The organism is Thioalkalivibrio sp. ALE10, from assembly GCF_000381385.1.
Lineage (GTDB): Bacteria > Pseudomonadota > Gammaproteobacteria > Ectothiorhodospirales > Ectothiorhodospiraceae > Thioalkalivibrio.
Map to the genome: position 1 here is coordinate 59,964 of NZ_KB906456.1, position 13,200 is coordinate 73,163.

At 68.5% G+C, this 13,200-nt stretch carries 12 protein-coding genes; 8 read left to right on the top strand and 4 right to left on the bottom strand.

Translation table 11 applies throughout. The annotated features are described in order from the left end of the window. Positions 1 to 66: 66 nt before the first annotated feature. Positions 67 to 264, bottom strand: coding sequence for a 50S ribosomal protein L32 (rpmF, locus tag F788_RS0111380; RefSeq protein WP_018869358.1), 198 nt, complete (start codon positions 262 to 264; stop codon positions 67 to 69). A gap of 104 nt (positions 265 to 368) precedes the next feature. Then, positions 369 to 833 carry a YceD family protein gene (locus F788_RS0111385; RefSeq protein ID WP_019022015.1) on the bottom strand — a complete coding sequence of 155 codons (465 nt, stop codon included), beginning with the start codon at positions 831 to 833 and terminating at the stop codon, positions 369 to 371. 194 nt (positions 834 to 1,027) lie between these two features. Between F788_RS0111385 and F788_RS0111390 the strand changes: the two genes are divergently transcribed. The 5 genes from F788_RS0111390 to mltF all read left to right on the top strand — a co-directional run bounded on the left by F788_RS0111390 (position 1,028) and on the right by mltF (position 7,442). Continuing rightward, a complete protein-coding gene (locus tag F788_RS0111390; RefSeq protein WP_026300844.1) occupies positions 1,028 to 2,458 on the top strand; it encodes an acetyl/propionyl/methylcrotonyl-CoA carboxylase subunit alpha in 1,431 nt (476 codons plus the stop codon). Between the two features lie 40 nt (positions 2,459 to 2,498). Further along, positions 2,499 to 4,355: a sodium-extruding oxaloacetate decarboxylase subunit alpha gene (gene oadA, locus F788_RS0111395; protein ID WP_019590234.1), complete on the top strand. Its 1,857-nt coding sequence runs from the start codon at positions 2,499 to 2,501 to the stop codon at positions 4,353 to 4,355. Positions 4,356 to 4,358: 3 nt separating this feature from the next. Then, positions 4,359 to 4,958: a nucleoside triphosphate pyrophosphatase gene (locus F788_RS0111400; RefSeq protein ID WP_019590235.1), complete on the top strand. Its 600-nt coding sequence runs from the start codon at positions 4,359 to 4,361 to the stop codon at positions 4,956 to 4,958. 78 nt (positions 4,959 to 5,036) lie between these two features. After that, the gene (locus tag F788_RS0111405) at positions 5,037 to 5,897 is read left to right on the top strand and encodes a diiron oxygenase (protein WP_018869353.1); all 861 of its coding nucleotides are present in this window, start codon (positions 5,037 to 5,039) and stop codon (positions 5,895 to 5,897) included. Between the two features lie 63 nt (positions 5,898 to 5,960). Continuing rightward, positions 5,961 to 7,442: a membrane-bound lytic murein transglycosylase MltF gene (mltF, locus tag F788_RS0111410; RefSeq protein WP_019022010.1), complete on the top strand. Its 1,482-nt coding sequence runs from the start codon at positions 5,961 to 5,963 to the stop codon at positions 7,440 to 7,442. A gap of 5 nt (positions 7,443 to 7,447) precedes the next feature. Here the strand turns inward: mltF and F788_RS0111415 are convergent, their stop codons facing one another. Further along, positions 7,448 to 8,359 carry an NAD(P)-dependent oxidoreductase gene (locus F788_RS0111415; protein WP_026332775.1) on the bottom strand — a complete coding sequence of 304 codons (912 nt, stop codon included), beginning with the start codon at positions 8,357 to 8,359 and terminating at the stop codon, positions 7,448 to 7,450. A gap of 53 nt (positions 8,360 to 8,412) precedes the next feature. On the opposite strand from F788_RS0111415, the gene F788_RS0111420 reads away from it, so the two are divergent. Further along, positions 8,413 to 9,282, top strand: a complete 870-nt coding sequence (locus tag F788_RS0111420; protein WP_019590237.1) for a DMT family transporter — start codon at positions 8,413 to 8,415, stop codon at positions 9,280 to 9,282. A 94-nt stretch (positions 9,283 to 9,376) separates the two neighbouring features. Next, positions 9,377 to 10,660: a thioredoxin family protein gene (locus F788_RS0111425; RefSeq protein WP_019590238.1), complete on the top strand. Its 1,284-nt coding sequence runs from the start codon at positions 9,377 to 9,379 to the stop codon at positions 10,658 to 10,660. 11 nt (positions 10,661 to 10,671) lie between these two features. Here F788_RS0111425 and F788_RS0111430 read toward each other — a convergent pair whose 3' ends face one another. Next, positions 10,672 to 12,030, bottom strand: a complete 1,359-nt coding sequence (locus F788_RS0111430) for an NRAMP family divalent metal transporter (RefSeq protein WP_020700652.1) — start codon at positions 12,028 to 12,030, stop codon at positions 10,672 to 10,674. Between the two features lie 258 nt (positions 12,031 to 12,288). On the opposite strand from F788_RS0111430, the gene F788_RS0111435 reads away from it, so the two are divergent. After that, the gene (locus F788_RS0111435; protein ID WP_019022005.1) at positions 12,289 to 13,194 is read left to right on the top strand and encodes an ABC transporter ATP-binding protein; all 906 of its coding nucleotides are present in this window, start codon (positions 12,289 to 12,291) and stop codon (positions 13,192 to 13,194) included. The last annotated feature ends 6 nt before the right edge of the window (positions 13,195 to 13,200 follow it).

Genomic DNA, 13,200 nt, shown 5'->3' on the forward strand with positions numbered 1-13,200 from the left:
CGGGGCTCCCCGGAAACAACGGGGCCACGAGGCCCGTCACCCCGTGGCCCCCGCATGTCCTGCAATTCAGTCTTCGTCGTCGTCGACTTCGACCGGCTGCTGCACGACCTGACGGCCGCGATAGAAACCATCCGGCGTCACGTGATGCCGGCGATGGATCTCGCCCGTGGTCGGATCGGTGGACAGGGTCGCGCCCTTGAGCCCGTCGTGGGAACGGCGCATGTCGCGCTTGGAACGGGTCTTGCGGCGTTGCTGAACGGCCATGATGAATCTCCAGATTGAAGCCAGTTGGTACGGATAGCCCGTGAAACGGGCGGCAGTATAGCGTTTCACCGCGGCGAATGCCCGCCCCGGTCCCCGCGGTCGGGTCAGGAATCGTCCCCGCGGCCGGCAAGGTCGTCCTTCAGCCCGGCCAGCACCGCAAACGGATTCTCGCGTCCCTCGCCCTCGGCGAATTCGTCCGTCCGACCGGTGTTGCAGTCCTCGTGGCGCGGCACCAGCGGCCAGGCCAGCAGGACCTCTTCCTCCACCCAGTCGCGCGGGCGCAACAGGCCCTCGGCATCCAGCTCGATGAAGTCGTCACCGGCGTCGAGGCCCTCGATGGATCCCTCCAGCGGCACCAGCACCGCGTCCGGCGTCAGGCGAAAACGCCAGGCCATCGGCTGCAGACAGCGCTGACACTCGTGCCACAGCTCGCCCTCGATGGTCCCGGAGAGCCGCAACTCGCCCAGCGCCCCCCGCCGGATCTCGAAACGCGCCGCTACATGCAGCGGATGGCCCTCCAGCGACTCGGCACGCAGACGCGGCAGATCGCCGGCCACGAGCGCGTCCATGACGAACTCGCGTTGCTGGACGCGGGGCTGCTGCGGATCAAGTGAGGCGGGGACGCGGCTCATACAAACGGGACCGTGTACAAGGGCGCGGATTATGCGCGCGCGCGAACAGGGCGTCAAACCGAAACAGAAACTTGCGAGCACCCCCCGGGCGTGTCGATACTGCGGTTTCCAGGGTCGCCCGGAGAGCGATGTTGATCCGCAAACTCCTGATCGCCAACCGCGGCGAGATCGCCGTCCGGATCATCCGCGCCTGCCGCGAGCAGGGCGTCACGCCGGTGGCCGTGCATACGGACGCCGACCGCCACGCCCTGCATGTCCATCGCGCGGCGGAAGCGGTCGACCTCGGCCCCGACACCGAGTCCGGTTACCTCGACACCGCCCGCCTGGTGGAAGCCGCCCGGGCGCGGGGCTGCGACGCCGTGCATCCGGGCTACGGCTTCCTGTCGGAAAACGCCGATTTTGCCGAGGCCGTCACGCAGGCCGGCCTGATCTGGGTGGGTCCGCCGGCCGAGGTCATCCGGCGCATGGGCGACAAGGTCGCCGCGCGGGCGACCATGCAGGCGGCCGGTGTCCCGGTCACGCCCGGATCCGACGGCAACCTCGCCGATGCCGAGGAAGCCCGCGCGGTGGCCGACCGCATCGGCTACCCGGTGATGCTCAAGGCGACCAGCGGGGGCGGCGGACGCGGGATTCGCCTGTGCGAGGACGCCGCCGCGGTGGAGCGGCAGTTCGAACGCGTACGCTCGGAGGCCACGCGGGCCTTCGGCCGCACCGAGATCTTCCTCGAGAAGGCGGTGCTCAATCCACGCCACATCGAAGTCCAGATCCTCGCCGATGCCGCCGGCCGCGCCGTCCACCTGTACGAGCGCGACTGTTCCATCCAGCGGCGTCACCAGAAACTCCTGGAGATCGCCCCGTCGCCGGCCCTGACGAGCGACCAGCGGGAACACCTCGGCGCCCTGGCGGTGCGCGCCGCCGAGGCGGCGGGCTACCGCAACGCGGGGACGGTCGAGTTCCTCCTGGACCATGAAGGGTCCTTTCATTTCATGGAGATGAACACGCGTCTTCAGGTGGAACATCCGGTCACCGAAATGATCACCGGCATCGATCTGGTCCAGGCACAGCTGCGCGTGGCGGCCGGTGAACCACCGGGATTCACCCAGGCCGACATCCATCCGCGCGGGATGGCGATCGAATTCCGCATCAATGCCGAAGACCCGGCGAACGACTTCCGCCCCGACACGGGCCGGATCACGCGTTTCGTGCCGCCCGGGGGCCCGGGGGTGCGCACCGACAGCGCGCTGTACGACGGTTACGTGATCCCGTCGAATTTCGACTCGATGTGCGCCAAGCTGATCGTTCACGCCGATACCTGGCCCGCCCTGCTGGCCCGTTGCCAGCGTGCGCTGAACGACCTCGAACTGCGCGGCGTACACAGCACCGTGCCTTACCACCTGGCCATTCTGGACGATCCGGATTTCCGCAGCGGCCACTTCGACACCGGATTCATCGAAGCCCGACCCGGGCTGGCACACCTCCGGCCGCGGCCCGATCCGCGCCGCCGGGCGGCACTGGTGGCGGCCGCGATCGCCGCCCATCACGGCCTGCAGACATGGGCATGATGAGCCGACCATCCCTTTCCCTTCTGCCAATGGACCGCCCATGGACCGCGTTCGCCTGACCGACGTGACCCTGCGCGACGGGCACCAGTGCCTGATCGCGACCCGCCTGCGGACCGAGGACATGCTGCCGGCCTCTGCGCAGCTGGATGCCATCGGTTTCCACTCACTGGAGGTCTGGGGCGGCGCCACCTTCGACGCCTGCCTGCGCTACCTGGGCGAGGACCCGTGGGAACGGCTGCATCGCCTGAAGGCCGCCCTGCCCCGCACCCCGCTGCAGATGCTTCTGCGTGGCCAGAATCTGCTGGGCTATCGCCATTATGCCGACGACGTGGTGCGCGCCTTCGTGGAGCGCGCGGTGGCAGGCGGGATCGACATCATCCGCATCTTCGACGCGATGAACGATGCGCGAAACCTGCGGGTGGCGATCGAGGCGACCCGCGAGGCCGGGGCCCACGCCCAGGGCACGCTCTGCTACACCACCGGGCCGGTGCATGACAGCGGCCAGTTCGTGGCGCTGGCGCGCGAACTCACGGCCATGGGGGCGCAGAGCATCGCGATCAAGGACATGGCCGGCCTGCTGACACCTTCGGCCACGCGCGAACTGGTCACCGAACTGGTCGACGCCCTGGACGTACCCGTGCATCTGCATGCCCACGCGACCTCGGGCCTGTCCGAGCTGTGCCACTGGGAGGCGATCCGTGCCGGCTGCCGGCACATCGAAACCGCGCTGACGCCATTCGCCGGCGGTACCAGCCACCCGCCGACCGAGAGCATGGTGGCCGCACTGGCCGGCACGGAACACGACACCGGCCTTGACCTGGAAGCGCTGCAGACCGTCGCCCGCCATTTCCACGACGTGCGGCCGAAGTACCACCGCTTCGAGAGCCGCTTCACCGGGGTGGACACCCGTGTTCAGGTCAACCAGGTGCCCGGCGGCATGGTCTCGAATCTCGCCAGCCAGCTGCGCGAACAGGGTGCCCTGGACCATTTCGACGCGGTGCTGGAGGAAGTGCCGCGGGTCCGCGAGGACCTCGGATACCCGCCGCTGGTCACCCCGACCTCGCAGATCGTGGGCACCCAGGCGGTGATGAACGTACTCGGTGGAGAGCGCTACGCCCATGTCAGCAACGAAGTGAAGCGCTATCTCGGCGGGCACTATGGCCGGGCCCCGGGACCGGTGAATGCCGAAGTGCGCCGCAGGGCGATCGGCGACGAGCCGGTGCTGGAAGAACGACCGGCCGACCGCCTGGAACCGGAGATGGAACGGCTGACCGCCGAGGCCGGCGACCTTGCCGAATCACCGGAGGACGTCCTCACCTGCGCGCTGTTCCCCGAGATCGGCCGACGCTTCCTCGAGGACCGGCGTGCCGGGACCCTCGCCCCGGAACCCCTGGACCTGCCCGGCGATGACCGCCCCGGCTGCCCCGCGCCGCGGCGTTTCATCCTGCAGCTCGACGGCGAAGACCACGAGATCGAGATCCGCGGCAGCGGACCCCGCGACGACGGCCACCGGACCCTGTTCCTCAGCGTGGACGGCCTGCCCGAAGAGGTCGGCGTGCACACCCTGGATACCCTGGATACCCTGGACACCCGCCCCTCGGGCACGTCCGCACCGGACCCCGCGGCGCCATCCGCCGGCGGCGCCGCGGGGCCGGCGGCCGGCCCCGGGGATGTCACTACTACCCTGCCCGGTACCGTGGTGGACATCCTGGTGGCCCCGGGCGACCCGGTGGAGGCCGGGCAGGCGGTGGTGGTGGTCGAGGCCATGAAGATGGAATCCGAACTCGTCGCCCCCGCCGCAGGCACCGTGACCGCAGTCCATGTGGAGCGCGGCGCCGCGGTGACCGCCGGGTGCGTGCTGGTCAGTGTCGAAACCGCCGTCGCCACGGGAGACTGAGCCATGCCATCACCGGAACGCAGCGTCATCCTTGCCTCGACCTCGCCCTATCGCGCACAGCTGCTGCAGCGTCTGGCGCTGCCGTTCGGCACCGATGCCCCCACCGTGGACGAACAGCCGTACCCCGGCGAAGCACCGGCGGATCTGGTCCGCCGCCTGGCCGAAGCCAAGGCACGCGCGGTCAGCGGGCGCCACGGCGACGCCCTGATCATCGGTTCCGACCAGAACGCCGCCCATGCCGGGCGCATCCTCGGCAAACCCGGAGACGAAACAAGCGCCCGCGAGCAACTGGCAATGCTTTCGGGGGGCACGGTCACCTTCCACACCGGGCTTTGTCTGCTGGACACCGCAACCGGCGAGGCACAAGTGGAAGAGACCCCCTGCCGGGTGACCTTCCGCGATCTGGACGCCGCCGAGATCGCCGCGTACGTACGCCAGGACCAGCCGCTGGACTGCGCCGGCAGTTTCCGTTCGGAGGGTCTTGGCATCAGCCTGTTCGAACGCATGGACACCGAGGACCCCACCGCACTGGTCGGCCTGCCCCTGATCCGGCTGGCCGCCCTGCTGCGCGCGGCGGGCGTGAGCGTTCCCCCGCGCACCTGAATCCGGGACATTGGTCCGGCAGCGGTTTGCGGGTATGATTCGCGCGACTGACTGCAGCCATTGCCCGGTGATCCCCTGATGAATTCGTCGCAGGAGCTGCTCGACCATCTGAGCCGCAACAGCGCTCCCTACGAGGATCCGCTCCTGCGAGTGGAATGGGAGGCGTTGTCCCTGGACGATTTCTGGATCCCGGAGCCGGCCATCTCGCTGTACGGCACGCCGGAATACGACCGCCTGTCCGATGCGCTCAAACGGCGCCTGTCGCAATACGAATTCATCTACTTCATCAGCGGGGCCCTGTGGCTGGAGGGGCTGTTCATGGAGCGCATCGCACGCATCTCGATGCACTCCGCCGACCGCCTCGACCGGCTCAATTACCGTCTGCACGAACTGCGCGAAGAAGCCGGTCACAGCCTGATGTTCATCGAGTTCATGCGGCGCAGCGGTCTGGAACTGCCGCTCCGGCGGTTCCCCAAGCCGCGCATGGCCACGCTGGTCGGACGCTTCGCCCCGTTCGAATCGGCGGTGTTCTGGATTGCGGTGATGATCGGCGAAGAGGTCCCCGACCGCATGAACCGGCTGATCCGCCGCCACCGCGAGACCATCAGCCCCACGGTGCACGACGTGGTCACCACGCACATGATCGACGAGGCGCGGCACATGGCCCACGCCCGGGATACGCTGGAACAGCACATGGAAACCCTGCCGAACTGGCAGAAGATGCTGTACCGGCCGCTGATGCGCCGGGTGTTCCGCCAGTTCGTGCACGCGTTCTATTACCCCACGCAGGACATCTATCAGCTGGCCGGGCTGCCCGAGGGCCCCGACTACTGCCGTGTCGCCCGCAACAACCCGCAGCGCGCCGCGTTCATCGACGACTGCGTGGATCCCGCCCTGCAGCTCCTGCGCGAACAGGGCCTGGTGCTGCACTGGCGCTGACCCGAACCGGCCGCTGATCCGGATCACGGATCCCGAGCGGCACGATGCGCTACCCTTCGGCCCATGCGCCCGACCCGCCGCCTCCGCCCCGCACTCTCCACGCGCCACCAGATCGAACTGGGCGTGTTCGTCGTGGTGCTGGTCGCCATAGCACTGCGGGTATGGCTGCAGCCCGCGCCGGTCACCGAGCAGATCCAGTTCCGCGAGGAACTGCGGGTGGCATTCGTGGAACATGCCCTGGGCCGCTCCGACCTGGCGGACTACGGGGGGCGCGAACAACTGGAACTGGAGCTCCTCGACCGCCTCGCCGAGCGTCTGGGCGTTTCCCTGGAGGTCCGGCGCGTGGAACGCCCCGCGGATGTCCACGCCCTGCTCCGGGCCGGTCGCGTCGATCTGGGAGCCGGTCTTCTCGTGCCGCCGGGCGACGATGCCGGACTGCGACGGGGCCCCGAGATTCTCGAGGTTCAGCGTATCCTGGCCTACTGGCAGGGGGCCGAGAACGGCGGCCCCCTGCTGTCGCCCATGGACATCCCCGCAGGCAGCCGGATCGGCGTCCCCGCCGGGGCATCGCTGCCGCCCATGCTGCATCGCCCGCACCGGGAGGATGGCCAGGATGATGTCGCCACCACGGCCCCGCATGAAGTCCTGCCCCTGCCCGGGCCGGAGCGGATGCGCGACGCCCTGGAGCGCGGCGAGATCGACTTTGCCCTGATGACATCGCTGGAATACCGGCGCCTGCAGCGGCTGCATCCCGAACTGCGCGCCGGCTACGAACTGGCCGGCACCACCCCGCTGGTCTGGCTGTTTCCCGACCGTGGCGACACCAGCCTGGAACGTGAAGCCGGACGCTTCCTGCAGTCCCTGCGGGACACCGGTGAACTGGAACGGCTACTGGATCGTTACCTCGGCCACCTGGAGACCCACGACCTGGTGGACACCCTGACCTTCGAGCGACGCGTCCATGACCGTCTGGAACGTTTTCGCGATCTGTTCGAGGCCGCCGGCGAGAAATACAACCTCGACTGGCGCTTCATTGCCGCCGTGGCCTATCAGGAATCGCACTGGAACCCCGACGCGGTCTCGCCCACGGGGGTGCGGGGCCTGATGATGCTCACCCGGGCCACCGCGCAGGATCTGGGGATCCCCGACCGCACCGATCCACAGGCCTCGGTGGACGGGGGCACGCGCTACCTGCTGCAGATGCGCGAACGCCTGCCGGAAAGCATCCCCGAACCGGACCGGACCTGGATGACCCTGGCCGCCTACAACGTGGGCCTGGGGCATGTGAACGACGCACGTGCGCTGGCCGCCAACAACGGCGACGACCCGGACCGCTGGGTCGACGTGAAGGAATGGCTGCCGCGACTGGCCGAATCCCGCTGGTACGAACAGACCCGGCACGGCTACGCCCGCGGCTGGGAGCCGGTCAGCTACACCCGCAATATCCGCAGTTACTACGACAAGCTGATGCAGCGCTTTCCCGAACCCGGTGATCGCGTGCAGCCCTCCGCCAACGGCTATCGCGACACCCCGCTGGCACTGTAGCCGGGTTATTCGGCACGCCCTCCCGGCGATCCGGCACAGTAGCGTGCCAGCAGGGACACGTCGGCGTCACCGCGCCCGTCCGCGCAGGCGGCATCCACGGCAGCGCCGATCCGCCGGACTCCGTCCAGTTCCAGACCCGTGCGCCGGGCCAGCTCGGCCACGATCCCGGCGTCCTTCTGGTAGAGTCCCAGCTGGAACCCGGGCTCGAAGTCGCCGTCCAGCAGCCGCTGGCCGTGCACCTCGAGGATCCGCGATCCGGCAAAACCGCCCAGCAGCGCCTCGCGAATGCGTGCGGGATCCACGCCCTGCCCCTGGGCCAGCGCAAAGGCCTCGCCGATCGCCGCCAGGGTCTCGCCGACCACCAGCTGATTGCAGGCCTTGGCGATCTGCCCGGCACCGCTGTCACCGACATGGGTGAGCGTGGAGCCCACGGCCTCCAGCAGGGGGCGGATCTGCTCGACCGCGGCCGCGGGCCCGCCGATCATCAGGCTCAGGGTACCGGCGCGGGCACCGGGCTCGCCCCCCGAAACCGGGGCGTCGATGAACACCATGTCACGCTCCGCCGCGGCGCGTGCGAGCTCGCGGCAACGTACCGGCTCGATGGTGCTGTGGTCGATGATGATCAGGCCCGGACGACCGTGTTCGAGCACCCCGCCGGGCCCCTCCATCAGGGCCGCAACGTCGGGCGTGTCCGAAACGTTGAGCACCAGGACGCGGACCTGCGCGAGCAGCCCGGCCAGATCCCCGTGCACCCGGGCACCGTCCGGTTCGAGGGCCCGCGCCTGTTCCGGACGCCGGGCCCAGACATGCACCTCGGCCCCGGCCGCGATCAGATTGCGGGTCATGGGGGCACCCATGATGCCCAGGCCCACGCAGCCGACCGGCTGCAACGCGGCGGGGATCGTCGCTGACGACATGGAAAACTCCTCGGACTGGAAATCCGGCCAACGTAGCAGAAAAGGAGCCTGCATTGATTCGCAACCTCAGTCCGCATGCCACCGGTGCCATGTTCGCGTTCATCGGAGTCATGGCGATCAGCTTCGACGGCCTGCTGGTGCGCCTCGCCGATGCCAGCGCGCCGGACATCCTGTTCTGGCGCGGCCTGTTCATGGCGATCACCCTCACCGTCGTGCTGCGGCTGATGAACGGGCGCTGGACCTGGGCCTGCATGCGGCGCGGCGGCATGGACGCGTGGTGGACCGCGACCGGATTCGCTGCCACCAACTATCTGTTCGTCCTCGCGGTTTTGCATACTACCGTCGCGAACGCCGTGGTCATCCTCGCCGCCTCGCCGCTGTTCGCGGCCCTGTTTTCGGGCCTGATCCTGCGCGAATGGATCCCGCTGCGGACCTGGGTCGCGATCCTGCTCAGCCTGGTCGGCATCGTCGGCGTGTTCGCCGGCTCGCTGGAAACCGGCGGCTGGCTGGGGGACCTGTTCGCGCTGGGCGCGGCGATGGTGGTCGGCCTCAAGCTGACCCTGCTGCGCCGTTCGCCGCAAATCGACCGGCTCGCGGTGATCGCCACCGGCGGCCTGCTGGGCGCGGTGATTGCGCTCTTCTTTGCCGCGCCGCTGGCTGTGTCGGCCACCAGCCTGGCCACGCTGCTGCTGATGGGCGCGGTCCAGCTGCCACTGGCACTGGTGATGATCGCCCTGGCCACCCGTCACCTCCCGGCCGGCGAGGTCGCCCTGTTCCTGGTCCTCGAAGCGGTGTTCGGTACCCTGTGGGTCTGGCTGTTCCTGGCCGAAGCGCCGCCGCTGATGACGCTCGTTGCGGGGACGGCCGTTCTCGTGACCCTGGCCCTGCACGCGCTCGCCAGCTGGCGCGACGAGGCACACTGAAAGCCGGTTATACTCGGCGACAGGGAACAGCACGGGGAGCCCCATGCCGGGAAGGCACGATCCACCCGCGAAGGACCACGGACATCCGGCACGGATGTTCGCGGGACTGGCCTGGATACTGATGGGCTTCCTGCTGCTCTCGCTCGCCGGGGGCACCGCCCAGGCCCAGACTCCGGGTGGGCAATCCGACGACGCCGACGAGGCCGCCCCCACCATCACCCTGCATTTCTTCTGGACCCGCGAGTGTCCGCGCTGTCTGGACGCGCTGCCGGTGGTCCATCAGCTGGCGCAGGACTACCCCTGGCTGGCCGTGCGCAGCTACGACCTCACCGCACACCCGCAACTGGGCTCGCTCTACCGCCAGATGGCCGCCGAACGTGGCGAACAGGCCCGGGCGGTGCCCGGTTTCCTGTTCTGCGGGGCGATGCTGGAGGGGTTCGACACGCGCGGACGTCAGGAGGCCCGGCTGCGCGAATTGCTGGAGACCTGTCACCGGCGGGTTCAGGCCGGCGAACCGCCCGAGCTGGAACGCGCGCTGTGGACCGAGGCCGAGCCGCTGCGCCTGCCCCTGTTCGGCGAGCTGCACCCCGACCGGCTGTCCCTGCCGGCGCTGACGCTGCTTCTCGCGGGCTTCGACGCGTTCAACCCCTGCGCCTTCTTCGTCCTCTTGTTCCTGCTGAGCGTGGTGGTGCACAGCCGCAGCCGGGGCCGCATCCTGCTGATCGGAGGGGTCTTCGTGACCATCTCGGGGGTCATCTACTTCACCTTCATGACCGCCTGGCTGAACGCCTTCCTGGTACTCGGCGAGATGCCTCTGATCACGCGCATCGCCGGGGCCGTGGCGCTGGCAATGGCGCTGATCAATATCAAGGACTACTTCCTGTTCAAGCGCGGGGTATCGCTGAGCATCCCGGATTCGGCCCGGCCGGGCCTGTTCCGCCGCATGCGCGAGCTGACCCAGGCCGACAGCCTGCCCTGGGTGCTGGGCGCCACCGTGGTGCTGGCGGTGGTGGTCAACCTCTACGAGATCCTGTGCACCCTGGGCTTCCCGATGATCTACACCCGGATCCTGACCACCCACGATCCCGGCGCGGTGAGCTATTACGGCTATCTGGTCGCGTACAACCTGATCTACGTGCTGCCGATGCTGGCGATCGTCGCCCTGTTCGCCTTCACCCTGGGCAACCGCAAGCTGCAGGAACACGAGGGGCGTCTGCTCAAACTGCTGTCCGGGATGATGATGCTGGCGCTGGGCCTGTTACTGCTGCTGCGCCCGGACCTGCTCTCCAGCCCGGTGTTCGCGATCGGGGCGATCGGCGTGGCCATCCTGCTGACACTGATCGTGCGCCGGCTCACCCGAGCACGCGCCTCGAACTGAGGAGGTTCCTGTCACACCCGGGCCGTCGGCTCGAACGGGACGACCAGGGCCTGCTCCTCCTCCTGCATCCGCTCGCGTTCTTCCTCGGCCGCATCCTGCAGCCCGAAGAACCACACCACGAACAGCAGCGTGAACACCACGAAGAACGCCATGCCCGCCCACGAGAGCACGTGCAGCACCGGTCCCGGGCGATCCTTTTCCGGCACCTCGGGACGCTGGATGGCGCGATAGTTGAGCCAGGCGAACACCGGCGAGGTCAGGAACGACACCACCATCGCGAACTGCAGCATCGCCAGCAGATCGGTCAGCAGGAACTGAATGATCACGATGCAGGCCACCACCGTGAACAGCAGCCATGCGACCAGCGTGCGCCGCAGCCCCGTCTCCGGGCGGTCGAACAGCAGCAGGGTGCTCATCGCCAGTGAGCGCGGCCAGCCGTCCATGCAGGTCAGGGTAGTACTGAACATCGCCGAAAACGCCGCCAGCACGATCAGCCAGTGCGCCCAGTCGCCGATGGTCGAGGTATACATCTCGATGAAGCGAGCGGAGAACTCGCCGGCCGTCATGTCAGCCAGCTCGATCCCTGCGCCCGCGCGGTACATCACCAGCGCACCCAGGGCGAGGAAGAACACCGCCAGGACCACGGTCACGATGTAGCCGATGTGGAAATCGGTGGTCGACTCGCCCACCGTGGCGCGGTGGCCGGTCTCGATCTCGCGCGAAGTCCGCCACAGCGACGGCCACGCCGCGATGTCGATGGGCGCCGGCATCCAGCCCATGAACATGATGATGAAGCCGATGGAGGCAAGGTCCCAGGGATCGCGTCCGACGAACCCCTCGGGGATCTCCGCGCTCTGCCAGATCGCCACGATCACCGCGGTCAGGGTGGACACCGCCAGCAGGAACACCACCACCTTGGCGATCTTGTCCAGCAGCTGATAATGCCCGGCGATGATGATGGCGGCACACAGCAACAGGATGCCGATGGCGATCCCGGTTACATGCTCGGCCGCATCCACGAACGGGAACGCCAGAAACAGACTGGCGGAGATGAACGCGACCCCCGCGGTATTGAGGAAGGCGTTGACCAGATTCAGGCCAAAGAAGGCCGCGAGAAAGCCCTTCCCCATGCGCCGGTAGCCATGCAGGATCGTGTCGCCGGTGGCCGCGCGGTACTTCACCGCGTACAGGAAGAACGGGTACTTGAACAGGTTGGCCAGCAGCAACAATCCCAGCAGGGACCAGCCGTAGAGTGCACCGGCCTGGGTCGAGGACACCAGATGGGAACCGCCGATCGCGGCGCCGGCCATCAGGATGCCGGGCCCGATGGCCTTGCCCAGATCCGTCCGGGGTTGCCAGAACAACTGCATCGATCACCTCGCGTTGTCCGGAACAGTCAGCCGCACCCGGGGCAGCACGGACTCGATCAGCGCTGCAGCTTCGCAGGGGGCCACCTGCCCTTGTGGGAGCGCGCTTGCGCGCGAACGCGGCGAAGGGTAGCGCATTGCCCGGGCGACGACCATGGGCACCGGAAATCCCCGCGCGGTCCTGCCCCCTTCGCGGCACCCGGCGGGAACGCCTTACACTGTGCGGGATCCCGACTACTCGTTTTGCGAAAAGGACACCCCTTGACCGCCATCCGCATCCAGGACCTGCGCAAGTGGTACGACGGCACGCCGGTGGTGGACGGCGTCAACCTGGACATCCCGGAGGGCGAGTTCTTCGGCCTGCTGGGCCCCAACGGGGCGGGCAAGACCACCACCCTGCGCATGCTGCTGGGTCTCAGCCCCGTCGATGCCGGTCACATCGAGGTGCTCGGCGAGACGATGCCCGAAGGCGAGCGTCGGATCCGTCACCGCCTCGGGGTGGTCCCTCAGTTCGATACCCTCGACCCGGATTTCACGGTGGGCGAGAACATGTTCACCTACGCGTCCTACTTCGGCCTGTCCGGCCCGGTGCTGCAGGCGCGGGTCGATGCCCTGCTGGAGCGGGTCAACCTGAGCGACAAGCGCGACGCGCGCATCCAGTCGCTGTCCGGGGGCATGAAACGGCGCCTGACCCTCGCCCGCGCGCTGATCAACGACCCGGCCGCGGTGATCCTCGACGAACCCACGACCGGACTCGATCCCCAGGCCCGTCACCACCTCTGGCGACAGCTGCGCGAGCTGCGGGCCTCGGGTGTCACCCTGGTGCTGACCACGCACTACATGGAGGAGGCCGAAGAGCTGTGCGACCGCATCGCGATCATCGACCATGGCCGCATCATCGCCTGTGACACGCCCGCCGGGCTGATCCGCGAGCACGTCGAACCCTGGGTGGCCACGGTCGCCGGCCACGGCGCCGCCGCGTCCATCGAAAACGAACTGGGGCCGCGCGACCGCGCCCACCAGGTCGCCGACACCTGGCTGATCTACACCCCCGACCCGGAAGGCCTGCGCGGCCGGCTGGAGGCGCGCGGGGAACGCATGGGCCTGCGCGAGGCCAACCTCGAGGACGTCTTCCTCAAGCTCACCGGCCACGACCTGCGGGACTGAATACCC

Bases quoted from the DNA above. Each gene is read 5' to 3' on its own strand.
- mltF (WP_019022010.1), top strand. From the start codon at position 5,961: ATGCGCCCGACCCGCCGCCTCCGCCCCGCACTCTCCACGCGCCACCAG.
- rpmF (WP_018869358.1), bottom strand. From the start codon at position 264: ATGGCCGTTCAGCAACGCCGCAAGACCCGTTCCAAGCGCGACATGCGC.
- F788_RS0111385 (WP_019022015.1), bottom strand. From the start codon at position 833: ATGGACGCGCTCGTGGCCGGCGATCTGCCGCGTCTGCGTGCCGAGTCG.
- F788_RS0111400 (WP_019590235.1), top strand. From the start codon at position 4,359: ATGCCATCACCGGAACGCAGCGTCATCCTTGCCTCGACCTCGCCCTAT.
- F788_RS0111430 (WP_020700652.1), bottom strand. From the start codon at position 12,030: ATGCAGTTGTTCTGGCAACCCCGGACGGATCTGGGCAAGGCCATCGGG.
- F788_RS0111425 (WP_019590238.1), top strand. From the start codon at position 9,377: ATGTTCGCGGGACTGGCCTGGATACTGATGGGCTTCCTGCTGCTCTCG.
- F788_RS0111405 (WP_018869353.1), top strand. From the start codon at position 5,037: ATGAATTCGTCGCAGGAGCTGCTCGACCATCTGAGCCGCAACAGCGCT.
- oadA (WP_019590234.1), top strand. From the start codon at position 2,499: ATGGACCGCGTTCGCCTGACCGACGTGACCCTGCGCGACGGGCACCAG.
- F788_RS0111415 (WP_026332775.1), bottom strand. From the start codon at position 8,359: ATGTCGTCAGCGACGATCCCCGCCGCGTTGCAGCCGGTCGGCTGCGTG.